Consider the following 23,128-nt stretch of genomic DNA (forward strand, 5'->3'; position numbering starts at 1 on the left):
CGGTTCGACCAAGCCGGGCGCGGATGCGAGGGAATGGCGCTAGAAACTCGATGATGGACAGTGTTCGAACTCCGGCCCCGCCGCGGCTGCCGTGGAAGCATGCCCTGCTTTCCATGCTCGGCATCTGGCTGTGCTATTTCCTCCTCACCACGCTGCGCGGCACGATCTTCGGATCTGAACTTCAGCTCGAGTTGGTCTGGCGGCGCGCGATCGTCTGCCTTGTCGGGGTCGGCTTTACCGGGTTGCTCCTGCTGCTGATCTGGTCGCTTCGGCGATCGGTGGCGACCGTCCAGGTCGTGATCGGCCTGCTCGTCGCGCTCCCCGCTTCGCTCGGCATCGCCTATGCCAACGAGCGGATGTTCGCGCCGGTCCAGGGACGCGCGGTCGAGAAAATCGGCGAAGCCCAGGGCGTCCAGCTGCGGCTCGACGAGGCGGGAAATCTCCTGCTCGACCTGCCGAGCGAGGAGGAGGGCGACGTCGAGGTCGCCGGGCGGACGATCACCATCGTCGAAGCGCCCAAAGGCAATGCCCGCTGGCAACAATTGGTCGCGGCCTCGCTCGGCCCCTATTTCGTGCTGCTCGCATGGCTGGCGATCTATTTCGCGCTGCTGGCCGGGGTCCGGGCCCGGACGGCCGAACGCCAGGCGGGCGAGTTTCGCGAGGCGGCACGTACCGCCGAGCTCCGTTCGCTGCGTTATCAGGTCAATCCGCATTTCCTCTTCAACACGCTCAATTCGCTGTCCGCGCTGGTCATGACCGGGCGCGGCGAGCGGGCCGAGAAGATGATCCAGACGATCTCGAACTTCTACCGCCACTCGCTGTCGGAGGAGCCGACCGGCGATGTCGAGCTCGCCGACGAAATCGACCTCCAGCGCCATTATCTCGAAATCGAATCGGTCCGTTTTCCGAAGAGGCTGCGGACCGAGTTCGACTTGCCGCAGGAACTCGAGGAAGAGCGCGTGCCGGGCATGATCCTGCAGCCGCTGGTCGAAAACGCGGTTAAATACGGCGTTGCACCGAGTACTTCGCCGGTGACGATCCGAATTTCCGCCTATCGTGACGGCGACGACCTCCTCCTCAAGGTCGCCGATACCGGCGCCAGCGAAGCCGGGTTGCCGGGAAGCAATGGCTTCGGCATCGGCCTCGCCAATGTCCGCGACCGCTTGCAGGCACGCTTCGGAAAGGACGCCTCGCTCACCGCCGGTCCCGATGGTGAACGCGGCTGGACCAGTATTATCCGCATTCCGGGAGGCCGAAATGGCTGACACGTCCCACACCCTGCGCACGCTGCTCGTCGACGACGAACCACTGGCGATCGATCGCCTGCAAGTGATTTGCGCGAAACTGCCGCAGGTCGAGGTCGTCGGCACCGCCAATGACGGCGAGGCGGGTCTTTCGCTGATCGAAGCGCTGAAGCCCGACCTCCTGCTTCTCGACATGACCATGCCGGGAATGGACGGGCTCGCGCTCGCCCGCGCGATCGAGGAATTCGAGCAGCGCCCCGCAGTGATCTTCGTCACCGCGCACGAACATTTCGCGGTCGAGGCATTCGATCTCGACGCTGTCGATTACGTGCTCAAGCCCGTCGCCGCCGACCGGCTCGAACGCGCGGTCGATCGCGCCGTCGCCCGTCGCGGCGAGGAGAGCGAGAGCGAGAGCAAGTGGCTCGAGGAATTGTGGGTCCCGCACCGCTCGGAACTGCTCCGCGTTCCGGTCGACGATGTCAGCCGGATCGACGCCGAGCGCGACTATGTGCGGCTCCATGTCGGTGACCGCAGCTACCTGCTTCTGCAGACCGTAACCGGCCTCGAGGAGCGGCTCGACCCGGCGCGATTCATCCGCGTCCACCGGTCGGTGATCCTGTCCAAGGCCGCGATCAAGGGATTGCGGCACGACGGGCTGGGCGTGTGGATGGTCGAGCTCGAGGGCGGCGAGGATGTGCGTATCGGGCGCACCTACCTGTCCAAGGTCAAGGCGATGGCGGGCCGCTGAGCCGCGGTCCCGGCCGTCCTACAGTATCACCGTTCGAAATCGAGCCCTCGAAACGGGTGCGGCCCGGCTTCGGGACTGAATGAAGCCGGGCCGCAAGGCGCAGGCTCGTTACGGGGAGCGGTCCTGCGCCTGACGGAGGGTCTGGGGGGAATTCCGTCAAATGGTGATGTAGTCGGGTGGGACAGCGCGGTGGAGCGCGGTTCGACCAGCGACGCGCGCAGTCGACGAAGCGCCTGATTCGCCCGGCCAAAGGCGTTCATCACCCCGCCGATTGAATGTGCTACATTGGGGTCATGCCGGTATTCTCGTTGCCAGTGATGATCGTGTTCGCGCTCGGGGTGGGTAACTTCGCCGCGCACAAGGCGGTGATCGCCAGCGGACATCCCGCGCTGGCGCAGATGCCGTGGTACAATGCGCTCGGAGGGCGCTTCAGTCTCGGACTCGAATTTCTCATCCTGCTCGGAGCAATGCTGCTTGCCGCGGAAGGCTCGCTCGGATGGGTCATCGGCTATCTTTTCTACAGCATTTTCAATTTTGTCGCCGCCTGGCTGATCCTCAAGGGCAAGGTCTGACCGCCAGATCACATGGCCGGGAAACCGCAACGCATTCCGGCGTTTGAGGTGCATGGACCGGACCTTCACCCTCGTCGTCAATTGCCGCAGCGGAAGCTACGACCGCGAAGCCATCGACGCGATCCTCGAGCACGCGACCGAGCTCGGTTGCGGCGCGACGCGGGAAATCCGCATTCCCGACGACGATTGTCCCGGGCCCGACGATCTCGACGAGAATGAGCTGCTCGCGATCTACGCCGGCGACGGCACGGTGAACGCCACCGTCACGGGGCTCTACGGCTGGAACGGTGCGGTGCTGATCCTTCCCGGCGGCACGATGAACCTGCTGTCCAAGCGGCTCCACGGCGATACCGACTGGCGCACGATCATGGAGCGGGTCGGCACCGGCGCGGCGCGCCGCATCCGCCCCAATATCATCCGCACCGGCCAGGGCGACGCGTTGGCGGGCGTGATGGCGGGGCCTGGCACCAGCTGGAACGAAGTGCGCGAGGCGATGCGCGATATCGATATGGGCGGGATTGCCGCAGGCACGGTCGCGGCGTTTGGCGAGACCACCGGCGGCGCGCGAATCGCGCTGGTCGATCCCGCCATTGGTCGCGAGGAGGGATACCCGATGATCGAGGCTTTCCCCGCGGAACAAGGTCTCGATGTCCATGCCTATCACGCCGACGATGCGGGCGAGTTCATCGTCCAGCTCGGCGCGCTTGTCGCCCGCGATTTCCGCAACGGCCCGCACGACACATACGGACCGCTCGAGCGCGTCCATCTCCAGTCGGACGACGGTGCGCCGATGGGGCTCCTGCTCGACGGAGAACCTGCCCCCGCCGGGCCGCGCGAGGAATTGGCGGTGGCGCGGTGCGAAGTCGATCTGCTAGCGACCATGGCCGATGGCTGAAGAGACCCTGCTGTTCCACCTGTCCGACATCCATTTCGGGCTCGAACACAACCGCGCACTCGATTGGGTCGCGGCCGAAATCGCAGCGCGCAAGCCTGCCGCGGTCGCGATCACGGGCGATCTGACGATGCGCGCGCGGCATTCCGAATTCGCTGCGGCAAAGGACTGGATCCTGTCACTCGACGCCCCGGTGACGGTCGAGGTCGGGAATCACGACATGCCTTACTTCAACCCCATCGAACGGCTGTTCGATCCCTATGCACGGTTCAAGGGAATGCGCCGCTTGGTCGAGCGCGAGATCGATCTGCCGGGCCTCGCGATCGTCTCGCTGAAGACGGCAGCGCGGATGCAGCCGCGGCTCAACTGGTCGAAGGGCTGGATCTCCGACACTGCGCTCGAAAAATGCCTCGCCGCGATCGATGCTTTGCCAGAGGGAACCCGGGTACTGGTCGCCTGCCACCATCCGCTGCGCGAAGCGGGGACCACGGGCACCGCGCTGACCCATGGCGGCAACAAGGCGCTCGCCGAACTCGCCAGACGCAACGTGCTCGCGGTGCTGAGCGGGCATGTCCACGACGCCTTCGACATTCTTGAGGACACACCCAACGGCAAGGTCCGCATGATCGGTGCGGGTACGCTGTCGCAGCGCCTGCGCTCCTCCCCACCCAGCTTCAACGAGCTCACCTGGGACGGCGAGGAACTGCGCGTCCGCGTGCGCAACCTGCAGGACGTACCTACCAAGGACATGCTGATCGAGGATGTGCCCGAAGACGCGCGTCCGCCGCGCGAGCCGGGGGATCCGGTTGCGCCGGTCGGCAATGTCCCGCGGACCGATCCGCCGGTCCACTGACGGCAACGAAAAAGGGCGGCTCCTCGCGGAGCCGCCCTTCGTCTTTCGTAGCTCCGAAACTTAGCGCTTCGAGAACTGGAAGCTGCGGCGGGCCTTGGCGCGACCATACTTCTTGCGCTCGACCACGCGGCTGTCGCGGGTGAGGAAGCCGGCGGCCTTTACCGTGCTGCGCAGCGCGGGCTCGTACTTGGTCAGCGCCTGCGAAATGCCGTGCTTCACCGCACCGGCCTGGCCCGACAGACCGCCGCCCTTGACGGTGGCGACGATGTCGTACTGACCGGCACGATCGGTGATCTGGAACGGCTGGTTGATGATCAGGCGCAGGGTCGGACGCGCGAAATAGGCTTCCTGATCCTTGCCGTTGACGGTGACCTTGCCGGTGCCCGGCTTGAGCCAGACGCGCGCGACGGCATCTTTGCGGCGACCGGTCGCATAGGCACGGCCCTGGGCGTCGACTTCCTGCTCGCGCAGCGGCGCGTCGGAAACCGAGGCGGCACCAGCGGCGGCAGCGGTAGCGTCGCCTTCACCGCGATCGCCGGCGACCTGCTTGAGGTCGGCGAGATCGGTGACCTTGTCGGCCTTCTTTTCTTCGGCCTTTTCTTCGACCTTTTCTTCAGGGGCCTTTTCCTCGGCCTTCGGCTCGTCGGCCTTGGCGTCGTCGGTCTTGGCTTCCGTAGCCTTGGTCTCTTCGGCCTTGGCGTCGTCGGTCTTCTTGGCCGGAGCTTTCTTATCGGCAGCCTTCTTGGCAGGAGCCTTCTTGGCGGCCGGCTTCTTCTCGACTTCGGTCTTCTCGACCTTGTCTTCGGTGTTCTTTTCGTCAGCCATCACACGAGAGCCTTGTTCTTGCGGTTCATCGACGCGACGTCGATCGTCTCGGGGTTCTGCCCGTCATGCGGGTGTTCGGTGCCGTTGTAGAGATGCAGCGCCTTCATCTGCTGACGGCCCAGCGGACCGCGCGGGATCATGCGCTCGACGGCCTTTTCCAGCACGCGCTCGGGGAAACGGCCTTCGAGGATCTTGGCCGGGGTCGTTTCCTTGATGCCGCCGACATAGCCGGTGTGCTTGTAATAGACCTTGTCGTTCATCTTCTTGCCGGTGAAGCGGACCTTGTCGGCGTTGATGACGATGACGTGGTCGCCGCAATCGACATGCGGGGTGTAGCTCGGCTTGTGCTTGCCGCGCAGGATGTTGGCGATGATCGCCGCGACCCGTCCGACGACGAGGTTCTCGGCGTCGATCAGGTGCCATTTCTTTTCGACCTCGGCCGGCTTGATCGACCGGGTGGTCTTGCTGAGCGTCTTCATGACTTTTCCTTGCAAATTCCGTGTCGCCGCAGCGTGGCTGCGCGGACGGGCGAAGCCGGTCGTGCTGCAATGCGGCGGGAAGCGGCCCATTTGGGCAAAACGCCGCCCAAGTCAAGCGAAACTGCGGCTTAGCAGAGAGGTAAAATAATACCGCACTACTCGCCGGTGCTGCTTTCGGCCTGATCGCGGCGCAGTTCCCAGTGTTCGCGCACCACCCGTTCGCTGCCCGATATTCGGGTGGTCACGCGCCGCTCGAAGCGTTGCATCAGGCCGGATTGGAGGTCGGCCTGCGCCGTCAGCGCGATGGTCACGGTCCCGCCCTCGATCTCGAGTGATTCGATCCGCTCCGCCGCGATCGGACGAAACAGGTCGACCGGCCAGGCGATGCGCTTTCCCTGACCGGCCGCGACGAGTGCGCGCGCCATTGCAGTGGCTGCGCGCTTCTGGTCGTCGCTGGCGTCCGATTCGCCGATCCGCGCGGCAATCAGGTCGCCTGCCTGGCGTGCGGTTTCGCTGTCCGTCGGACGGGCAGCGGGAAGGGGTGCGAGCATGCCGTCGCGATCAAGTCGCATCGGGAACGTCCCGCTGTCGTCCCGCCGACGTTCCATCTCGGCCAGCGCCGCTAGCTGTGGCGGGGCGTCGACCTCCACCGCGATCGATTCGCCCTCGACGAGCCAGCCATCGGGGACCGGCGTCGGACGCACCCGATAGGTCCGCGTGACCGAGATCTCGGTCCCGTCGGCCATGGCATGCGCAACCGTGCGCGACAGGAGGAAGGTTTGTCCGTCGAGCGCCTCGACGAAGCTGTCGCCCGCCGCCTCGCCCTGTTCCTGCGCGAATGCGGTCGCGGGCATTGCGAAGACCATAGCACCCAGCAGCGCGAGTATCGCCGCCGCCTTCACGCCCCGGCCCTTGCCAGCCACTGGGCCGTCCCCGGCGCCGCGTCGCAGGCCCACGACATGATCGCCGGTTCGTCATAGGGATGCACCTCGGCAAGCCGTGCCATCGCGGCATCGCGCCGGTTGCCGTCGGTCTTGAACAGCACGCCCGTTTCGCGGCCCTCGCCGCGCTTGCCATCCCAGCGATAGAGCGAGCGCATCGGCGGAAGGATATTGGCGCAGGCGACGAGTTCCTCGTCGAGCAAGATACCGGCGGCACTCGCCGCACTCTCCTCATCGGCGAAGGGGCACCAGATCATCGCGGCCGCCACGGGTCAGTCCTTCCGTCCGAGCACATGCGCGCCCCAGGCGGTCGATGCCACCACCAACGCGCCGACCAATTGGTGCAGCACTGCGAGCGCGAAGGCCATGCCCGTCATCACGGTGGCAATTCCGAGCAGGATTTGCGTGCCGAAGCTCGAGTGGATCGCGATCGATGCCGGCCGCATACCCATTCGCTTCACCCGCCGTGCCATTACCACCAGCAACACGACCACGGCCCACGCCCACCAGCGGTGGAGGAAGTGAAGCAGGAACGGGTCATGGGTGAAGGCGAACCACCAGCCGCTCGACCAGTCGATCCCCGCGGGCCAGAACGCATCGTTCATCAGCGGCCAGTCGCGCGCGACATAGCCGGCGTCGAGCCCCGCGACCCAGGCGCCGAGCAGGATCTGCACGGCAAGCGCGACGAGCACCACGGCTGCGAACCCGGTTACGCGCGCATTTTCGGCGGCAGGGTCGCGTGCGAGCTGCTTGAGGTCGAGCGCGGTCCAGACCAGCCCTCCGAGAGTAAACAGCGCGATCATCAGATGCGTTGCGAGGCGGAAATGGCTGACATCGGTCCGCTCGGAGAGCCCCGAGGTGACCATCCACCAGCCCGCGGCACCCTGCAATGCACCCAGCGCCAGGAGCGCGATCAGCCGCGGCTTGTATCCCTGCGGGATCGCCTTGCGCGCCCAGAACCACGCCAGCGGCAGCGCGAAAGCCAACCCGATCAACCGCCCCCACAAACGATGGAACCACTCCCAGAAATAGATCTTCTTGAACGCGGCCAGATCCATCCCTGCCGGGCCGTTGACCTCGATATATTCGGGGATCTGCTTGTAGGCCTCGAACTCGGCTTCCCACGCGTCCTGCGTCAGCGGCGGCAGCGTACCCGCAACCGGTTCCCATTCGACGATCGACAGGCCGGATTCGGTCAGGCGCGTGATCCCGCCAATCGTGACCATCACGAGCACCATTGCGGCGACGCAGACCAACCAGGTGGCAAGGGCATTGGGGCGAGCGGTCGGCGGATTGAGCGCAGTCATGTCGAAGTGATTGGAGCGGCACGCCCGACAAGGCAAGAGGCGGAAGCGGAGCGGGAACCGATTCCCTCCCTTGCGTTATGATACAATGTAACATATCTAGCGGACCAGTCATGGCCACCCTTCCGACCCGTTCTCCCATCCGCAAGCGCCTCGATCGCGCGGGCATCGCGCTGTCCGCGCTGTGCGCCACGCATTGCGTGCTTGCGCTGGTGTTGGCCGGGGCGTTCGGCGGTCTGCTCTTGTCGCCGGTGTTCCACGAGGCCGGCCTCGCGCTCGCCGTGGCCCTCGGCATCGTCGGCCTGGGGATCGGGGTCGCCCGGCATCGACGCTTCGGGGTCTTGCTACCGGCGGCGTTCGGCCTTTGCCTGATGGCGCTCGCGCTGATGGCCGATCACGGCCCGGTCGAGGCGGGCCTCACGATCGTCGGCGTCGTCCTGCTCGCCTTTGCGCACTGGAGCAACTTGCGCCGCGCGCGTTGATCCCCCACATCGCGCGTCCATATGGCCGACCAATTGAACATCACCGTCAATGGCGAATCGAAACGCGTTGCCCCGGGCAGCGTGCTCGACCTGCTGCGCGCGCTCGAACTCGATCCCAAGCGGGTCGCGGTCGAACGCAATCGCGTCATCGCGCCGCGCTCGGCCCATGCCGACACACCGCTCGCCGAAGGCGACCAGATCGAAATCGTCCACTTCGTGGGCGGAGGATAGTACGTGACCGACAAGACTACCGACAGCTGGAGCGTCGCCGGGCGCACCTTCAACTCGCGCCTCATCGTGGGGACCGGCAAGTACAAGGATTTCGAGCAGAACGCCGCCGCGCTGGCAGCGAGCGGGGCGGAGATCGTCACCGTCGCCGTGCGCCGGGTGAACGTGTCCGATCCCTCCGCGCCGATGCTGACCGACTACATCGATCCCAAGGAAGTCACCTACCTCCCCAACACCGCCGGCTGCTTCACCGCCGACGATGCAATCCGGACGCTGCGGCTGGCGCGCGAAGCGGGCGGCTGGGACCTGGTCAAGCTCGAAGTGCTGGGCGAGGCGCGGACGCTCTATCCCGACATGCGCGAAACGCTGAAGGCGACCGAAGTGCTCGCCAACGAGGGCTTCAAGCCGATGGTTTACTGCGCCGACGATCCGATCGCTGCGCAGCAACTGGAAGAAGCGGGCGCAGTCGCGATCATGCCGCTCGGCGCGCCGATCGGATCGGGACTCGGGATCCAGAACCGGGTAACGATCCGCCTGATCGTCGAAGGTGCCAAGGTGCCGGTGTTGGTCGACGCGGGCGTCGGTACGGCAAGCGATGCTGCGGTGGCGATGGAACTGGGCTGTGACGGCGTGCTCATGAACACCGCGATCGCCGAGGCCAAGGACCCGATCCGGATGGCGCGCGCGATGAAACTGGCGGTCGAAGCAGGCCGCGATGCCTACCTGGCGGGCCGCATGGCCACGCGGAAGTATGCCGATCCGAGTTCGCCGCTGGCCGGACTCATATAAACCCTTCGCTAACCATAGCGGGGATAAATAGCTCTAAACGGGCGCGCGAATCGTCCGTCGAGGAGCCACTATGGAAGCCGCACTGACCATCGCCGAGCTGCGCGAATTCGCCAGCTTCTCGCCCGCCGAACAGCGCTATATCGAGCGCGCGCTCGATATCGGGCTCGGCCGGTGCGACGTGATGGTCGAGTGGGGCGGACGGCAGGATGCCGAGGACGCACTTCGCGGCCATATCGCTGCCTATGATCGTCTCGACGAACTGCGCGCCGCGCATCCCGATACGCTGGCGCTGGTCGGACTCGATTCGTTCATGGGCGTGCTGATGCAGCTGACGCTGTTCGATTTGTCGCAGGGCGCGATCGAGAGCTTCTCGGCCTATCGCTTTCTCTACGAACGCCTGCTCGGTGCCGAAGTGCGCCCGTGGCTGCCCGCCGCCTTCTGCGCCGCGAGTGCGCTGCCGCAGATCGAGCCCGAACGCCGCAAGGACCTGCTCCAGTCGCTGAGCGAAGCCGCGGCGACCGCGCCCGGCTGGTCGACCCAGGCGCCGTGCTTCTATCCCGAATGGGTAGAAAAAGAGGTCGCGTAACCTTCTTTGGTCTTCAAGCGCCGGCCGCGGGCTCTCCCGCCCGCTTGGCTTCGGTTCAACCGTCCGCCGCGCAGTCCCGCTTGTGCACGCTGCCGCGTGCTTGATCGTCGTCAGCTTCGATAGAGCCCGGCCAGCCGGTCGCCGTAGCGCTCTTTCAGCTTGTGCCGGCGGATCTTGAGACTGGGGGTCATCTCCTCGTTTTCGATCGAGAAGGGCTCGTCGGCGAAGGCGTATTTGCGGACCTTTTCGACCACCGAGAGATCCTTGTTCACGCGGTCGATCGCGGTGCGGATCGCGCGCTGGAATTCGGGCAGGTTCGGCAGTTCGGAGCAGTCGAACTTCTTGCCCTGCGCCTTGCACCAGTCCGCCATCCACTCCGCGTCGGGCACGATCAGCGCGACGAGGTGCGGCTTGCGGTCCCCGAACACCATTGCCTGCGCGATTTCGGGCTGCAACGTCAGCATGCCCTCGATCCGCTGGGGTGCCACGTTGTCGCCCTTGTCGTTGACGATCATGTCCTTCTTGCGATCGGTGATCTTGATCCGGCCGCGCTCGTCGAGGTGACCGATATCGCCCGTATGGAGCCACGGCCCGCCCTCGGGATCGGCGGGGTCGACCTTGAGCGTGCGCGCGGTTTCGGCTTCGTTGCGCCAATAACCCTGCATCACGAGCTCGCCGCGCACGAGGATCTCGCCGTCCTCGGCGATCCGGCACTCAACGCCCTTCATCGGCGGACCGACCGTGTCCATCTTCAACCCGACGCTGGGGCGATTGCAGCTGATCACCGGGCCGGCCTCGGTCTGGCCGTAGCCCTGCAGCATGGTCAGGCCCATCGCATCGAAGAACACGCCGATTTCGGGATTGAGCGGCGCCCCGCCCGAAACCATCGCTTTCATCCGTCCGCCGAAGCGCTGGCGGATCTTGGGCCGGAGCGTCTTCTCGAGGATCAGGTCCATCGGCTTGTCGAGGAGGCTCTCACGCCCTTGCGCCTTTTTCTCGCCGATCGACAGCGCGCGGTCCATCAGCAGATTGGGGAGGCGCCCCTGCTTCTCGATCTGCTTCATGATCCGCGTGCGCAGCACTTCGAACAGGCGCGGAACGACGACCATGATGGTGGGACGCACCTCTTCTATATTCGAGGCGAGTTTCTCGAGCCCCTCGGCGTAGTAGATCTGCGCACCCATCCCGATCGGGAGGAACTGGCCGCCGGTGTGTTCGTAGGCGTGGCTCAGCGGCAGGAAAGAGAGGAACACTTCGTCCTCCCAGCCGAAATCGTGCGCGAGGATTTCCGCTGCGCCGGCCACGTTCATCAGGATCATGCCGTGATGCTGGAGCACGCCGCGCGGTGCGCCGCCGGTGCCCGAGGTGTAGATGATGCAGGCGGTATCGCCGCGCTTGATGCCCGCGATCCGCGCGTCGACGGCTTCGCGCGCGGCCGCGACGTCGCCGCTCGCGACGTCGTCCCACGCGTGGCAATCGGTCTCGATTCCCAATTGCGGCATGCGGAAAGTGTCGATCGTGATGACGTGACCGACCCGGTCAGTGTTGAGCACGGCGGGCAACAGCGCCTTGCCGAGCTTCTCGTTCGAAACGATGACCGCGCGGGCGTCCGAATCCTCGATGATATGCGTGTGGTCGCGCTCGGTATTGGTGACGTAGGCGGGCACGGTGATGCAGCCCGCGGCCATGATCGCGAGGTCCGCGATGCACCATTTCGGGCGGTTTTCCGAAACGAGGATGACGCGATCGCCTTCCTTGAGGCCGAGTTTGCGCAGGCCTTCGGCCAGCAGGCAGACTTGCCGCGCCGCCTCGGCCCAGCTGATCGGTTGCCATTCGCCCTCGTGCTTGGCCCACAGGAACGGCGTTTCGCCGCGCGCATCGGCGCGTTTCAGGAATAGCTCTACGAGGTTCTGCGCCTCGTCGAAATCGGACAGCTGCACCGGGGAGGAACTCCTCGCTGTTTGTGTTTTTTGCGTCGCCCGTCGGGCGCTTAGCCAAGGAGGGTGGGGATAGTCGCTCGTTCGAACAGCGGCAAGTCAGGCCCCCTTTTGGGACGGATCGAGAATCCCGTCGAGCCGCGGATCATGGCGCCCGCGCCAGCCGTCGGGCGTGCGGATCGCACCGACCGCGCGGAAGGGCGGCGAGGCGGGGCGGACGTTCTGATGGCCGAGCGCCTCGAGCGCGCCGATCTGCGCCTCGAGCCAGCTGCCCTGCTCGACTACCACCGTCCGGCCGAAATCCATTGCCAGCGGCAGGGCGAGTGCATCGTCCAGCGACATCCCGAAATCGATCACGCCGATGATGCTGCGCGCGACCTGGACGGGGATGGTCGATCCGCCCGCCGCGCCGATCATCAGGAACGGGCGTCCCGCGGGATCCCACACCAGCGTCGGTGCCATCGAGCTGCGCGGGCGCTTGCCGCCCTCGACCCGGTTGGCGACGGGCACGCCGTCCTTGGCGGGCGAGAAGCTGAAATCGGTCAACTCGTTGTTGAGATAGTAGCCGCCGAACTGGAGGCCCGATCCGAAGCCGCCCTCGATCGTCGAGGTGTAGCTGATCATGGTGCCGGCGCTGTCGGTGACGACGAAATGGGTGGTGCCATTCTCGATCGGCTCGTCGCCGTCCGCGCGTGCTTGGGGAGCGCCCTCGGGCACGCCCGCCTCGTAGCTCTGCGCGCGTTCCGGATCGATCAGCGCCGATCGGCGCGCGAGATAATCGGGTGCGACCAGCCCTTCGACCGGCACCGACACGAAATCGCTGTCGCCGGTGTACAGTTCGCGATCGGCATAGGCGAGCTTCTGGGATTCGAGGAACAGGTGCCAGAATTGCGGATTGCGCGGCCCGAGCGCGGCGAGGTCGAACCGTTCGAGCTGACCGAGCATGGCAAGCACCGCGATCCCGCCCGAGGACGGCGGGCCCATCCCGCAAATGCGATAGCTGCGATAGATCCCGCAGACGGGCGCACGCTCGCGGGCCCGGTAGGAGGAAACGTCGCTGGGGGTCATCCCGGCGGCGAGAGGGGTAGCTGCGGCCACGGTCGCGGCCAGTTCCGCCGCGGGTTCCGCGCCATACATCGCCTCGGGGCCCTGCGCGGCGATCGCGCGCAGGCTGGCGGCGAGTTCGGGGCGGAGGATGCGCGTACCGACCGGCCTGGGGTCGCCCGCCTCGGTGTAAAAGGTCGCGCGCATCAGCGGGTCGGCCCCGGCACGGTCGATATTGCCCTCGAGCGAGCCGTTGAGCCGCGGGTTCATCAGGAACCCCTCGTCTGCCAGCCGGATTGCGGGCGCGAACAGCGCCGCCCACGGCAGCTTGCCGTATTTGTCGTGCGCCAGCTTGGCGAGTGCGACATTTCCCGGCACGCCCACGCTGAGGCCGGTCAGCACGACGTCGCGATAGCTCTTGGCCTTGCCCTCGGTGTCGAGGAACCAGTCGGCGCCCGCCGCGGCGGGCGCGGTCTCGCGCCCGTCGAAACTCTCGACCGAACCGTCGGGCAGGCCGCGCAGCATGAAGCCGCCGCCACCGATCCCCGAGCTCTGCGGTTCGACCACGGTGAGCGCGAGCATGGTCGCGATCGCCGCATCGGTCGCGCTGCCACCCTGTCGCAGCATTTCCATCCCCGCTTCGGCGGCGCGCGGATCGGCCGAGGCGACGGTGCCTACATCGGTGGGAGGCGCAGTTTCGGTGGGGAGCGTCGCGCAGGAAACGAGCGCGAGCGGGGCGATGCTGACGAAGAGGCGCTTTAACATGCGCGCGGTGCTATTCGGTTCCGACCGCCTCGGCAATCGAAGAGAAGCCGTCGCGTTTCATGAGGCGTTCGAGCCCGGCGACGATCCGCGCTGCGAGCCCCGGTCCTTCATAGACCATCGCACTGTAAAGCTGGACGAGGCTCGCCCCGGCGCGGATGCGCGCCCAGGCGTCCTCGGCACTACCGATGCCGCCCACCCCGACGAGCGGCACTGCGCCGCCGGTCGCCTTGCGGAAATCGCGAACTCGCTGCTGGGCGAGATCGCGCAGAGGAGCGCCCGACAGACCCCCGGCCTCTCCCGCCGCGCGCGATGTGAGGTTCGGGCGTTCGACGGTGGTGTTCGAAACGATCAGCGCGCCCAGCCGCTTGGCAATTGCCAGCCGCGCGATATCGTCGATATCGGCTGGTAGCAGGTCGGGCGCGACCTTGAGGAACACCGGCGGCGCGTTTTCACCGGCAGCCTCTTTCACCCCGTCGATCAGCGCACCCAATGCCTGCGGGTCCTGCAATGCGCGCAGGCCGGGCGTGTTGGGGCTGGAGACGTTGATCGCGAGATAGGAGGCATAGGGCGCGACCGCGCGCGCCATCACCGCGTAATCGGCGATGCGGTCGTCCGAATCCTTGTTCGCGCCGATATTGATGCCGACGATGCCGGGCCTGCCGTGGCGCTTCTCGAGCCGTGGCAGCGCCGCCGGCAGCCCGCCATTGTTGAACCCCATGCGGTTGATAACCGCACGGTCCTTCTCGAGCCGGAACAGGCGCGGCTTGGGATTGCCCGCCTGCGGGCGCGGGGTCAGCGAGCCGATCTCGGTGAAGCCGAAGCCGAGGCCGAGGACGGCGTCGGGCACCTCTCCATCCTTGTCGAACCCGGCCGCCATGCCGAGCGGATTGGGAAAGTGCAGCCCGGCAACATCCACGGCCAGGTTTCCGGCTGCCTGCGGGCCGCGCAGCGGCGAAAGCTTGAGGGTCTCGATCGTCAGCCGGTGCGCGCGCTCGGCGTCGAGCGTGAAGATGCCGGGGCGGAGCAGTTTGTAGATCACGCAGAAGGCCTAGTCCGCCCTCGGCTTCCTGTCGATGCGGTTGCCAAGCGCTGCGCACAGCCGCATGGAGACCGCAACCCAAGGGAGAGAACCATGACCAAGAAGATCCTTCTCGCCGCCACCGCGCCCTTCGCATTGGGCGCCTGCACCACGATCCCGGCCGACGATATCGATCGCACTGCGGATACCATCGCCGACGCCGTGGTCGATGCGATCGACGGCGACGAGGACGAGCAGAGCGAGGAACTCGCCGCGTTCTTCGAGGCCTATGACGAAGCGCAGCTCGAAATGTCGCCGATCTCGAAATCCTATCGCGGCATCATCGACGAGGATTACGGCAAGTGGGACGATGTGTCCGATGCCGCCGAGATCCGGGCCGAACGCCTGCAGCAGGATTACGCCGCGCGGCTGGCGCGCGAGTTCGACCTTACCGATCTCGAAGGGCAGGATGCGCTCAGCTATCGCCTGTTCCTCGCCCAGGCGGCGCGCTCGGCCTCGCTGTTCCCGTTTCGCGACAACGGCTACATATTCAACCAGATGTTCGGCGCGCAGTCGCAGGGTCCGGCCTTCCTGATCAATATCCACCGGGTCGCGAACCGCGACCATGCCGAGGCCTATGTCAGCCGCATCGCGGAAATGGGCGACGCACTCGACACGCTGACGGCTGAATCGCGCGAGCGCGCGGCCAATGGCGTCATGCCGCCCAAATTCGTCTACGCCTACGTCATCAGCGATATCGAAAACCTGCTCGGGGCGGGCGACGACAACGCGATTCTCGAGGATTTCGCGGGCAAGGTCGACGCGCTCGAAATCTCCGCAGCAGACAAGGCCGAACTGAAGGCTCAGGCGCTTGCGGCTTGGCACAGCGAAGCGCGCCCCGCCTATGAGCGCGTCCTCGCCGAAATGGAGCGCCAGCAGGCGATCGCGGGCACCGATGACGGTATCTGGCGGTTCGATGACGGCGCAGCCTATTACGATGCGCTGCTTGCCAGCTACACCACCACCAACCTCACCGCCGACCAGATCCACAATATCGGCCTGCGCGAAGTGGCCCGCATCCACGGCGAGATGCGCGACATCATGGACCAGGTCGGGTTCGAGGGCAGCCTCCAGGACTTCTTCGAATACACCCGTACCGACGACCGCTTCTTCTACGACACGCGCGAGCAATACCTGGCCGATGCGCGCGCCGCGGTCGATCGCCTGACGACCAAGCTGCCCGAATATTTCGGCACGCTTCCCGAAGCCCCGTTTGTCATCAAGCCGGTCGAGGCGTTTCGCGAGAAGAGCGCGGGCAAGGCGTTCTACCAACGCCCGGCGCCCGACGGTTCGCGCCCCGGAACCTATTACGTGAACCTCTACAATCTGAAGGACATGAGCAAGAACGAGCTCGAGGCGCTCGCCTATCACGAGGCGATCCCCGGGCATCACCTCCAACTCGCAATCCAGACCGAGCTCGAGGGCCTGCCCGCCTTCCGCCAGTTCGGCGGCGTGACCGCCTATTCGGAAGGCTGGGGCCTCTATTCGGAGGAACTGGGCAAGGACATGGGCTTCTACAACGACCCCTATTCGGACTTCGGCCGGCTGGGGATGGAACTGTGGAGAGCCTGTCGACTGGTGGTGGATACCGGCATCCACTCGAAGCGCTGGAGCCGCGAACGGGCGATCCAGTACCTCAAGGACAACACCCCCAATCCCGACGGCGACATTCGCAAGGCGATCGAGCGTTATATCGTCATGCCGGGCCAGGCGACCGCCTACATGATCGGCAAGCTCAAGATCATGGAACTGCGCGAACGTGCCCGCACCGAACTGGGCGCCGACTTCGACATTCGCGGATTCCACGACGTCGTGCTGACCAACGGCCCGGTGCCGCTGAGCATCCTCGAGGAGAATGTCGACGCGTGGATTGCGGCGGAGAAGTGATTCGTTTGTTTTAAGCCCCTCAGACGCCGGGCGCGGGCCATCCGGCCCGCTTGGCTTCGCGGCATAAGCCGCGGCGTGCAGTCGCACGCGTGCGCGCTACCGCGCGCAAATTCAGGACGGATATCGCTGGCCTGACTCCAAGCGGATACGATCGAGACGGTCGTCCGCAGCGCGGCTAGCGCAAGGCAAGGGCGACCGCCCGCCCGCAGCAGCCCCGCAGCGAAGCGAAGGGAATGGCTGCGAGGACGCACGCGCGGATGCGCGGGCGGAGGACTAGCGGAGGACTAAACGCTAACGACTCGCAACAGGCGGGTTTTGGTTGAAATCGGACGGTTTCGCTCCGATTTGGGCTGCATGCGCCTCAGCAACCTTGCAGATTACGCCATCGTCACGATGAGCGCCGCGGCCCGCCATTGCGGCGGGGGGCGAACGTCTGCGGGCGAGCTGGCGGCGGAAACCGGGCTTCCGGTCCCCACGGTGCAGAAGCTCGTGAGCAAGCTTTCGTCCGCGGGATTGCTGCGCTCGACGCGTGGCGCGGGCGGCGGATTGCAGCTCGCGCGCCCGGCGGCGGCGATCACGATGGCCGATATCGTCGAGGCGGTCGAAGGCCCGATCGCGCTCACGGCCTGCGTCGAAGGCGAGGACTGCGCGGTCGACCACACTTGCTCCGTCCGCCCCCACTGGCCGCTGATCAACGAGGCCCTGCGCGGCGCGCTGGCCGATATTCCGCTGACGCAACTCGCGCAGCAGAGAGAAATTGCATGACCGAAGAAACCCAAGTCCAGGACCGCCCCGAGCAAGACCGGGAAGCGAAGGAAGCCGCCGCGAAGGCCGCCGAATACGAATTCGGCTGGCATTCGGACATCGATACCGAATTCGCGCCCAAGGGCCTCACCGAGGACACGGTGAAGTACATCTCCGCCAAGAAGAAAGAGCCCGAATGGATGCTCGAATGGCGGCTCAAGGCGTTCCGCCTGTGGCAGGAGATGGAAGAGCCCAACTGGGCCAAGCTCGGCTATCCTAAGATCGATTACCAGGACGCCTATTACTACGCCGAACCGAAGAAGAAGCCCGAGCTCGAATCGCTCGACGAGCTCGATCCGGACATCAAGTCGGTCTACGACAAGCTCGGCATCCCGCTTGCCGAACAGGAAGTGCTTGCCGGGGTGAAGGGCGCGCGCAAGGTCGCGGTCGATGCGGTATTCGACAGCGTCAGCGTCGCCACGACTTTCCGCGAGGAGCTGACCAAGGCCGGCGTGATCTTCATGTCGATCAGCGAGGCGATCCGCGAATATCCCGAGCTGGTGAAGAAGTGGCTCGGCAAGGTCGTGCCGCAACGCGACAACTACTTCGCCACCTTGAATTGCGCGGTCTTTTCCGACGGCACCTTCGTCTACGTTCCCGAGGGCGTACGCTGCCCGATGGAGCTCAGCACGTATTTCCGCATCAATGCGGAGAACACCGGCCAGTTCGAACGGACGCTGATCATCGCCGAGAAGGGGAGCTACGTTAGCTACCTCGAAGGCTGCACCGCGCCGATGCGCGACGAGAACCAGCTCCACGCCGCGGTGGTCGAGCTGGTCGCGATGGACGATGCCGAGATCAAATATTCGACCGTGCAGAACTGGTATCCCGGCAATGCCGAGGGTGTCGGCGGGATCTACAATTTCGTCACCAAGCGCGGCCTGTGCCAGGGCGCGCGCAGCAAGATCAGCTGGACCCAGGTGGAAACCGGCAGCGCGGTGACGTGGAAATACCCTTCCTGCGTGCTCAACGGCGTGGACAGCGTGGGCGAATTCTATTCCGTCGCGGTGACCAACAACCACCAGCAGGCCGATACCGGCACCAAGATGATCCACAATGCCAGCGGCACGCGCAGCACGATCATCTCCAAGGGCATCAGCGCGGGCCAATCGCAGAACACCTATCGCGGGCGCGTGGCGGTGGCGGCCAATGCCGAGAACGTGCGCAACCGCACCGAATGCGACAGCCTGCTGATCGGCGACCGCTGCGGCGCGCACACCGTGCCCTATATCGAGGTCAAGAATCCCAGCGCCCAGATCGAGCACGAGGCCACCACCAGCAAGATCAGCGACGACCAACTGTTCTACGCCATGCAGCGCGGGCTCGACGAGGAGCAGGCGATGGCGCTGATCGTCAACGGCTTCGCGAAGGAGGTGCTGAAGGAACTGCCGATGGAATTCGCGGTCGAGGCGCAGAAGCTGCTCGCGATCTCGCTCGAAGGGAGCGTAGGATGACCGACCGCAAAACCCTCCAGCTCCGCGATCCCTCCGAGCAGTCCGACGACACCCCCGCGATCAAGAAGAAGGGGCGCGGGTGGGAGATTTCGGAGAAGCGGCTCGATGCGCTGCACGAGCGGGCGCGCGAGATGCGGCGCTTTTCCTCCGATGCGCACAAGGCGCTGGCCAAGCGCTTCGCCGAGGCGGACATGGGGCCGTATACGTTCAAGCGCCACGCGGTGGTCGGCTCGGCGATCGTCGATTTCGCCTGCCACAAGCTCGGCATGGCGATCGATATCGACGAGGAAGGCGAGAACGAGACGCTCGCCAAGCGTCGCGACAAGAGCCTCGAGGCGGTCGGCATCCGCGTGATGCGGATCAAGGCCGAGGACATCCTCGAACGGATCGACGACGTGCTCCCGCGCATCACCGCCGGCATGCGCATGCGCATCGCCGACAAGCGCGAAGCCCGCGCCGCGCACCGGGCGCAAGGCAAGCGCGACCGCCCGGCGCCCGAAAGTCCAACCCAAGCCACCGACGAGAGCGGGGGCGAGCAATGAAGCGTCTTATGCTCTTGCTCTCCGCGGCTCTGGCGGCGAGCGTCACTATGCCCGCATCGGCGACCGACAATACGCGCGCAGAAGAGCGGTTGCGGGCTTGCCTCTCGGCCGGTTCGATCAACCACCCGCACACCGAGCTGCTTGCCGCCATCGTCGCGGTACGCGCGCTGTGCGGGGTCGAAATCAAGCGCGTGCGCACCGAACGCGTGACCAGGGCGCGCAAGGGCCTGGTCGGCAGGCAGGCCGAACGCGCGGAACGCCAGGCGATCCGCAATCTCAACGACGAGATCGCCGTCGCGATCGCCAATTTTACCGGGCTGCGCGGATGACACCGAAGACCATCGCCATCGTCCTCCCACTCCTCGCCATCATCGCGACCACCGTCGCGATCGCGATGGCGCACAAGAAAGATTCCGATGCTCAAGATTGAAAACCTCCACGCCGAAATTGACGGCAAGGCCATCCTCAAGGGGCTGACGCTCGAAGTGCAGCCGGGCGAGGTCCATGCGATCATGGGCCCCAACGGCGCGGGCAAGTCGACGCTCGCCTATGTGCTGGGCGGCCGCCCGGGCTACGAAGTGACCGACGGTTCGGTGACGTTCGGCGGTAAGGACCTGCTCGATCTCGAACCGCACGAGCGCGCCGCCGCCGGCCTGTTCCTCGGCTTCCAGTACCCGGTCGAGATTCCCGGCGTCTCCAACGTCCAGTTCCTGCGCGAGGCCTTGAACGCCCAGCGCGAGGAGCGCGGCGAGGAGAAGCTGACCGGCGGGGAGTTCCTCAAGCTCGCCAAGGAGAAGGCGGGGCTGCTCAAGCTCGACATGGACATGCTCAAGCGGCACGTGAACGTCGGCTTTTCGGGCGGCGAGAAGAAGCGCGCCGAGATGGTCCAGATGGGTATTCTCGACCCGCAATTCGCCGTTCTCGACGAGACCGATAGCGGGCTCGACATCGATGCGCTGCGCGTGGTGGGCGATGGGATCAACGCGATCATGCGCCAGCCCGACAAGGGCGTGCTGCTGATCACCCACTATCAGCGCCTGCTCGAAGTGGTGAAGCCCGACAAGGTCTCGATTCTAAGCGACGGGCGCATCGTGCGCACCGGCGGGCCCGAACTCGCCATGCAGCTCGAGGAAGAGGGCTACGATCGGGTCATGGAGACGGCATGACCGAAGCCCTGATTCTCCCCACCACTCGCGACGAGGCCTGGCGCTATTCCGATGTCGCCGCGCTCGAAGGGATGGACCTGTCCACCTTCGACGACTGGCGCGACATCGAGGTGCCCGCGGGCGAGAGCTTCCGCGACGTCATAGCGATCACTGACGAGAACACCGGTCCCGACGAGACCGTGCTGCATCGCCTTCGCGTGCGGCTCGGCGAAGGCGCGCGCTGCGAACTGTTCGGACTGATTGCGGCCGGGCGGCTTGGCCGCGTCGAAGTGGTCGTGACGCTGGCGCGAGGGAGCCATTTCGAGCTCGGCGGCGTGACCGTCGGCGGGCGCGAGACGACGCGCGAATTCGTCACCCGGATGGCGCATGAGGAACCCGAGGCGACCAGCAACCAGACCGTGCGTTCGGTCCACTGGGGCAAGGGCACGGGCAATTTCCTCGGCCGGATCGACGTCGTGCGCAATGCGCAGAAGACCGACGCCGCGCAAAGCTTCAAGGGCCTGCTGCTTGAAAAGGGCGCGAGCGTGAACTCGGTGCCGCAACTCGAGATCTTCGCCGACGACGTCAAATGCGCCCACGGAGCCGCGATCGGCCAGCTCGACGAAAGCGCACGCTTCTACATGGCTTCGCGCGGGCTCTCGCCCGATCTTTCGCGGAGGCTGCTGGTGCAGGCCTTTATCGGCGACGCCTTCGTCGCGCTCGACGACGAGGAGCAACGCGAGGCGCTGATGCAGGCCGCGCTCGACAAGCTGGACCGGCACTTGTGAGCACCGCCCCAGTCCTCGACCGCAAGGCGGATTTTCCAGGCCTCGTCACCGCGGGCGGCAAGCCGTGGCACTATCTCGACACCGCCGCCTCGGCGCAGAAGCCGCTGGCAGTGATCGACGCGATGAGCCGGGCGCTGGGAAGCGATTACGCCACCGTCCATCGCGGGGTCTATAATCGCTCGGCGCAGATGACGCTGGGCTACGAAGCCGCGCGCAAGCGGGTGGCGGACTTCATCGGTGCGAAAAGCGAGAACGAGATCGTGTTCGTGCGCGGCGCGACCGAGGGGATCAACCTCGTCGCGCAGACGTGGGGTGCGGCCAATATCGGCGCGGGCGACCGGATCATGCTATCCACGCTCGAGCACCATTCGAACATCGTCCCGTGGCAGATGCTCGCCGAGCGCGTGGGCGCGCAAATCGACGTCTGCCCGCTGACCGAGGACGGGTTGATCGATCTCGATTGGCTCGAAGCCAATTTGACCGAGCGCCACAAGCTCGTCGCGCTCGCCCATGTCTCGAACGTGCTCGGTTCAGTGCTCGGCGCGAAACGCGCGGCGAAGGCTGCGCATGCGGTCGGCGCGAAGCTGCTGCTCGACGGCTGCCAGGCCGCGCCCCGCATGCGGCTGGCAATGGATGAGCTCGACTGCGATTTCTACGTCTTTTCGGGCCACAAGCTCTACGGTCCGACCGGGATCGGCGTGCTCTGGGCGCGCGAAGAACTGCTCGACGCGATGCCGCCGTGGCACGGTGGCGGCGCGATGATCGACAAGGTCTCGTTCGAAAAGACCACCTATGCCCCGCCGCCGCAGCGGTTCGAGGCGGGTACGCCGATGATCACCGAGGCGATCGCGCTCCACGCGGCGATCGATTATGTCGACAGCGTCTGTGGCTCCGGCGGCATGGAACGCCTGTTCGAGCATGAAAGCAACCTTGCAACCAAGGCGCGCGCGGCGCTGCGCGACACCAACAAGGTGACGCTGTTCGGCCCCGAAAAAAGCGCCGGGATCGTAAGTTTCGCGCTCGACGGGGTTCACCCGCACGATCTGGGCACCATATTGGACGAGGAAGACGTCGCGATCCGTGCCGGCCATCATTGCGCGCAGCCGCTGATGGAACATCTCGGCGTCAGCGCCACCGCGCGCGCCAGTTTCGGCCTCTACAACGACGAAAGCGATATCGACGCGCTGATGCGCGGGATCGAGAGAACACTCAGGATTTTCGGATGAGCGACAACAAGGATTACGTCGCGGCGCCCTCGCCGCTCGACCAGGCGGACATGATGCCGCCCAAACCGCCGCGTGCACGCGTTTCGGATGCGGTCGACGACGACGCGCCCTCGGAGAGCGCGGGTGAGAAGTTCGAGCGCAAGCGCGATTACCTCGCCGGCTTCCTCGACAAGCAGCCCGAAGCCGCGCCGACCACAGGCGATGGCGGAGAGTTGCAGCAGAAGGTCGTGGACGCGCTCAAGGAAATCTACGACCCCGAAATCCCGGTCAACATCTACGATCTCGGCCTGATCTACGGTGTCGAAGTTTCGGACGAGTCGGACGTAAAGGTGATCATGACGCTCACCACGCCGAATTGCCCGGTCGCGGAGACGATGCCGGGCGAAGTCGAACTGCGCGCGGGCTCGGTCCCGGGCGTGCGTCATGCCGAGGTCGATCTCGTCTGGGATCCGCCCTGGGGCCCCGACAAGATGACCGACGAGGCGCGCCTCGAACTCGGTATGCTATAAGGTGCT

25 protein-coding genes and 1 pseudogene are annotated in these 23,128 nt (G+C 65.7%); 18 read left to right on the plus strand and 8 right to left on the minus strand.

Annotated features, from left to right (window positions below; all coding sequences use genetic code 11):
- The first annotated feature begins 50 nt into the window (after window positions 1–50).
- The 5 genes from T8S45_RS11910 to T8S45_RS11930 all read left to right on the plus strand — a co-directional run bounded on the left by T8S45_RS11910 (window position 51) and on the right by T8S45_RS11930 (window position 4,309).
- Window positions 51–1,265: a sensor histidine kinase gene (locus tag T8S45_RS11910; protein WP_188642939.1), complete on the plus strand. Its 1,215-nt coding sequence runs from the start codon at window positions 51–53 to the stop codon at window positions 1,263–1,265.
- Window positions 1,258–1,992 carry a LytR/AlgR family response regulator transcription factor gene (locus T8S45_RS11915; protein WP_188642940.1) on the plus strand — a complete coding sequence of 245 codons (735 nt, stop codon included), beginning with the start codon at window positions 1,258–1,260 and terminating at the stop codon, window positions 1,990–1,992. The genes T8S45_RS11910 and T8S45_RS11915 overlap by 8 nt, the downstream gene beginning before the upstream one ends.
- Window positions 1,993–2,285: 293 nt before the next feature.
- On the plus strand, window positions 2,286–2,564 hold the full coding sequence (locus T8S45_RS11920) for a hypothetical protein (protein ID WP_188642941.1): 279 nt from the start codon (window positions 2,286–2,288) through the stop codon (window positions 2,562–2,564).
- 52 nt (window positions 2,565–2,616) lie between these two features.
- Entirely contained in the window at window positions 2,617–3,459 is an 843-nt protein-coding gene (locus T8S45_RS11925; RefSeq protein WP_322293889.1) for a diacylglycerol kinase family protein, read from the plus strand.
- On the plus strand, window positions 3,452–4,309 hold the full coding sequence (locus T8S45_RS11930) for a metallophosphoesterase family protein (protein ID WP_322293890.1): 858 nt from the start codon (window positions 3,452–3,454) through the stop codon (window positions 4,307–4,309). Before T8S45_RS11925 ends, T8S45_RS11930 begins: the two co-directional genes overlap by 8 nt.
- A 60-nt stretch (window positions 4,310–4,369) precedes the next feature.
- Here T8S45_RS11930 and rpsI read toward each other — a convergent pair.
- The 5 genes and pseudogenes from rpsI to T8S45_RS11955 all read right to left on the minus strand — a co-directional run.
- Window positions 4,370–4,885, minus strand: a pseudogene (rpsI, locus tag T8S45_RS11935) (30S ribosomal protein S9); the annotation flags it as partial.
- 248 nt (window positions 4,886–5,133) lie between these two features.
- Window positions 5,134–5,613 carry a 50S ribosomal protein L13 gene (gene rplM / locus T8S45_RS11940; RefSeq protein WP_188642944.1) on the minus strand — a complete coding sequence of 160 codons (480 nt, stop codon included), beginning with the start codon at window positions 5,611–5,613 and terminating at the stop codon, window positions 5,134–5,136.
- Window positions 5,614–5,768: 155 nt separating this feature from the next.
- Complete coding sequence (locus tag T8S45_RS11945) at window positions 5,769–6,536, minus strand: hypothetical protein (protein ID WP_322293891.1); 768 nt, start codon at window positions 6,534–6,536, stop codon at window positions 5,769–5,771.
- Complete coding sequence (gene cutA, locus T8S45_RS11950) at window positions 6,512–6,823, minus strand: divalent-cation tolerance protein CutA (RefSeq protein ID WP_322293892.1); 312 nt, start codon at window positions 6,821–6,823, stop codon at window positions 6,512–6,514. The genes T8S45_RS11945 and cutA overlap by 25 nt, the downstream gene beginning before the upstream one ends.
- 3 nt (window positions 6,824–6,826) lie before the next feature.
- Window positions 6,827–7,861: a COX15/CtaA family protein gene (locus T8S45_RS11955; protein ID WP_322293893.1), complete on the minus strand. Its 1,035-nt coding sequence runs from the start codon at window positions 7,859–7,861 to the stop codon at window positions 6,827–6,829.
- Between the two features lie 110 nt (window positions 7,862–7,971).
- Between T8S45_RS11955 and T8S45_RS11960 the strand changes: the two genes are divergently transcribed.
- From T8S45_RS11960 to T8S45_RS11975, 4 genes are all read left to right on the plus strand, one after another.
- Window positions 7,972–8,340, plus strand: coding sequence for a MerC domain-containing protein (locus T8S45_RS11960; protein WP_188642948.1), 369 nt, complete (start codon window positions 7,972–7,974; stop codon window positions 8,338–8,340).
- 21 nt (window positions 8,341–8,361) lie between these two features.
- Window positions 8,362–8,571, plus strand: a complete 210-nt coding sequence (gene thiS, locus T8S45_RS11965; protein WP_322293894.1) for a sulfur carrier protein ThiS — start codon at window positions 8,362–8,364, stop codon at window positions 8,569–8,571.
- A 3-nt stretch (window positions 8,572–8,574) separates the two neighbouring features.
- Window positions 8,575–9,357 carry a thiazole synthase gene (locus T8S45_RS11970; RefSeq protein ID WP_188642950.1) on the plus strand — a complete coding sequence of 261 codons (783 nt, stop codon included), beginning with the start codon at window positions 8,575–8,577 and terminating at the stop codon, window positions 9,355–9,357.
- Window positions 9,358–9,427: 70 nt separating this feature from the next.
- The gene (locus tag T8S45_RS11975; protein ID WP_188642951.1) at window positions 9,428–9,943 is read left to right on the plus strand and encodes a hypothetical protein; all 516 of its coding nucleotides are present in this window, start codon (window positions 9,428–9,430) and stop codon (window positions 9,941–9,943) included.
- A gap of 110 nt (window positions 9,944–10,053) precedes the next feature.
- On the opposite strand, the gene T8S45_RS11980 is transcribed toward T8S45_RS11975, so the two are convergent.
- From T8S45_RS11980 to T8S45_RS11990, 3 genes are all read right to left on the minus strand, one after another.
- On the minus strand, window positions 10,054–11,883 hold the full coding sequence (locus T8S45_RS11980) for an AMP-dependent synthetase/ligase (protein ID WP_188642952.1): 1,830 nt from the start codon (window positions 11,881–11,883) through the stop codon (window positions 10,054–10,056).
- 96 nt (window positions 11,884–11,979) lie between these two features.
- Window positions 11,980–13,689 (minus strand): gamma-glutamyltransferase, encoded by a 1,710-nt coding sequence (gene ggt, locus T8S45_RS11985; protein WP_322293895.1) that lies wholly within the window; start codon window positions 13,687–13,689, stop codon window positions 11,980–11,982.
- 10 nt (window positions 13,690–13,699) lie between these two features.
- The gene (locus T8S45_RS11990) at window positions 13,700–14,728 is read right to left on the minus strand and encodes a quinone-dependent dihydroorotate dehydrogenase (protein ID WP_188642954.1); all 1,029 of its coding nucleotides are present in this window, start codon (window positions 14,726–14,728) and stop codon (window positions 13,700–13,702) included.
- Window positions 14,729–14,821: 93 nt separating this feature from the next.
- Between T8S45_RS11990 and T8S45_RS11995 the strand changes: the two genes are divergently transcribed.
- The 9 genes from T8S45_RS11995 to T8S45_RS12035 all read left to right on the plus strand — a co-directional run bounded on the left by T8S45_RS11995 (window position 14,822) and on the right by T8S45_RS12035 (window position 23,122).
- On the plus strand, window positions 14,822–16,654 hold the full coding sequence (locus T8S45_RS11995; RefSeq protein ID WP_322293896.1) for a DUF885 domain-containing protein: 1,833 nt from the start codon (window positions 14,822–14,824) through the stop codon (window positions 16,652–16,654).
- 354 nt (window positions 16,655–17,008) lie between these two features.
- Entirely contained in the window at window positions 17,009–17,419 is a 411-nt protein-coding gene (locus T8S45_RS12000) for an SUF system Fe-S cluster assembly regulator (protein WP_188642956.1), read from the plus strand.
- Complete coding sequence (gene sufB / locus T8S45_RS12005) at window positions 17,416–18,912, plus strand: Fe-S cluster assembly protein SufB (protein ID WP_322293897.1); 1,497 nt, start codon at window positions 17,416–17,418, stop codon at window positions 18,910–18,912. Before T8S45_RS12000 ends, sufB begins: the two co-directional genes overlap by 4 nt.
- On the plus strand, window positions 18,909–19,454 hold the full coding sequence (locus T8S45_RS12010; RefSeq protein ID WP_322293898.1) for an endonuclease domain-containing protein: 546 nt from the start codon (window positions 18,909–18,911) through the stop codon (window positions 19,452–19,454). Before sufB ends, T8S45_RS12010 begins: the two co-directional genes overlap by 4 nt.
- Window positions 19,451–19,783 carry a hypothetical protein gene (locus T8S45_RS12015; RefSeq protein ID WP_322293899.1) on the plus strand — a complete coding sequence of 111 codons (333 nt, stop codon included), beginning with the start codon at window positions 19,451–19,453 and terminating at the stop codon, window positions 19,781–19,783. The genes T8S45_RS12010 and T8S45_RS12015 overlap by 4 nt, the downstream gene beginning before the upstream one ends.
- An 87-nt stretch (window positions 19,784–19,870) precedes the next feature.
- Window positions 19,871–20,620 (plus strand): Fe-S cluster assembly ATPase SufC, encoded by a 750-nt coding sequence (gene sufC / locus T8S45_RS12020; RefSeq protein ID WP_322293900.1) that lies wholly within the window; start codon window positions 19,871–19,873, stop codon window positions 20,618–20,620.
- The gene (locus T8S45_RS12025) at window positions 20,617–21,387 is read left to right on the plus strand and encodes a SufD family Fe-S cluster assembly protein (protein ID WP_188642961.1); all 771 of its coding nucleotides are present in this window, start codon (window positions 20,617–20,619) and stop codon (window positions 21,385–21,387) included. The genes sufC and T8S45_RS12025 overlap by 4 nt, the downstream gene beginning before the upstream one ends.
- The gene (locus T8S45_RS12030) at window positions 21,384–22,613 is read left to right on the plus strand and encodes a cysteine desulfurase (RefSeq protein WP_322293901.1); all 1,230 of its coding nucleotides are present in this window, start codon (window positions 21,384–21,386) and stop codon (window positions 22,611–22,613) included. The genes T8S45_RS12025 and T8S45_RS12030 overlap by 4 nt, the downstream gene beginning before the upstream one ends.
- Window positions 22,610–23,122: an SUF system Fe-S cluster assembly protein gene (locus T8S45_RS12035; RefSeq protein ID WP_322293902.1), complete on the plus strand. Its 513-nt coding sequence runs from the start codon at window positions 22,610–22,612 to the stop codon at window positions 23,120–23,122. The genes T8S45_RS12030 and T8S45_RS12035 overlap by 4 nt, the downstream gene beginning before the upstream one ends.
- Window positions 23,123–23,128: the final 6 nt, after the last annotated feature.

The organism is Pseudoblastomonas marina (genome assembly GCF_034374265.1).
In the GTDB taxonomy this organism is placed as follows: Bacteria; Pseudomonadota; Alphaproteobacteria; order Sphingomonadales; family Sphingomonadaceae; genus Alteriqipengyuania_A; species Alteriqipengyuania_A marina.

Bases quoted from the DNA above. Each gene is read 5' to 3' on its own strand.
- T8S45_RS11910 (WP_188642939.1), top strand. From the start codon at position 51: ATGATGGACAGTGTTCGAACTCCGGCCCCGCCGCGGCTGCCGTGGAAG.
- T8S45_RS11920 (WP_188642941.1), top strand. From the start codon at position 2,286: ATGCCGGTATTCTCGTTGCCAGTGATGATCGTGTTCGCGCTCGGGGTG.
- ggt (WP_322293895.1), bottom strand. From the start codon at position 13,689: ATGTTAAAGCGCCTCTTCGTCAGCATCGCCCCGCTCGCGCTCGTTTCC.
- thiS (WP_322293894.1), top strand. From the start codon at position 8,362: ATGGCCGACCAATTGAACATCACCGTCAATGGCGAATCGAAACGCGTT.
- T8S45_RS12035 (WP_322293902.1), top strand. From the start codon at position 22,610: ATGAGCGACAACAAGGATTACGTCGCGGCGCCCTCGCCGCTCGACCAG.
- T8S45_RS12025 (WP_188642961.1), top strand. From the start codon at position 20,617: ATGACCGAAGCCCTGATTCTCCCCACCACTCGCGACGAGGCCTGGCGC.
- T8S45_RS11960 (WP_188642948.1), top strand. From the start codon at position 7,972: ATGGCCACCCTTCCGACCCGTTCTCCCATCCGCAAGCGCCTCGATCGC.
- rplM (WP_188642944.1), bottom strand. From the start codon at position 5,613: ATGAAGACGCTCAGCAAGACCACCCGGTCGATCAAGCCGGCCGAGGTC.
- T8S45_RS12015 (WP_322293899.1), top strand. From the start codon at position 19,451: ATGAAGCGTCTTATGCTCTTGCTCTCCGCGGCTCTGGCGGCGAGCGTC.
- sufB (WP_322293897.1), top strand. From the start codon at position 17,416: ATGACCGAAGAAACCCAAGTCCAGGACCGCCCCGAGCAAGACCGGGAA.
- T8S45_RS11955 (WP_322293893.1), bottom strand. From the start codon at position 7,861: ATGACTGCGCTCAATCCGCCGACCGCTCGCCCCAATGCCCTTGCCACC.
- T8S45_RS12010 (WP_322293898.1), top strand. From the start codon at position 18,909: ATGACCGACCGCAAAACCCTCCAGCTCCGCGATCCCTCCGAGCAGTCC.
- T8S45_RS11975 (WP_188642951.1), top strand. From the start codon at position 9,428: ATGGAAGCCGCACTGACCATCGCCGAGCTGCGCGAATTCGCCAGCTTC.
- T8S45_RS11930 (WP_322293890.1), top strand. From the start codon at position 3,452: ATGGCTGAAGAGACCCTGCTGTTCCACCTGTCCGACATCCATTTCGGG.
- T8S45_RS12000 (WP_188642956.1), top strand. From the start codon at position 17,009: ATGCGCCTCAGCAACCTTGCAGATTACGCCATCGTCACGATGAGCGCC.
- T8S45_RS11915 (WP_188642940.1), top strand. From the start codon at position 1,258: ATGGCTGACACGTCCCACACCCTGCGCACGCTGCTCGTCGACGACGAA.
- T8S45_RS11925 (WP_322293889.1), top strand. From the start codon at position 2,617: ATGGACCGGACCTTCACCCTCGTCGTCAATTGCCGCAGCGGAAGCTAC.
- sufC (WP_322293900.1), top strand. From the start codon at position 19,871: ATGCTCAAGATTGAAAACCTCCACGCCGAAATTGACGGCAAGGCCATC.
- T8S45_RS11995 (WP_322293896.1), top strand. From the start codon at position 14,822: ATGACCAAGAAGATCCTTCTCGCCGCCACCGCGCCCTTCGCATTGGGC.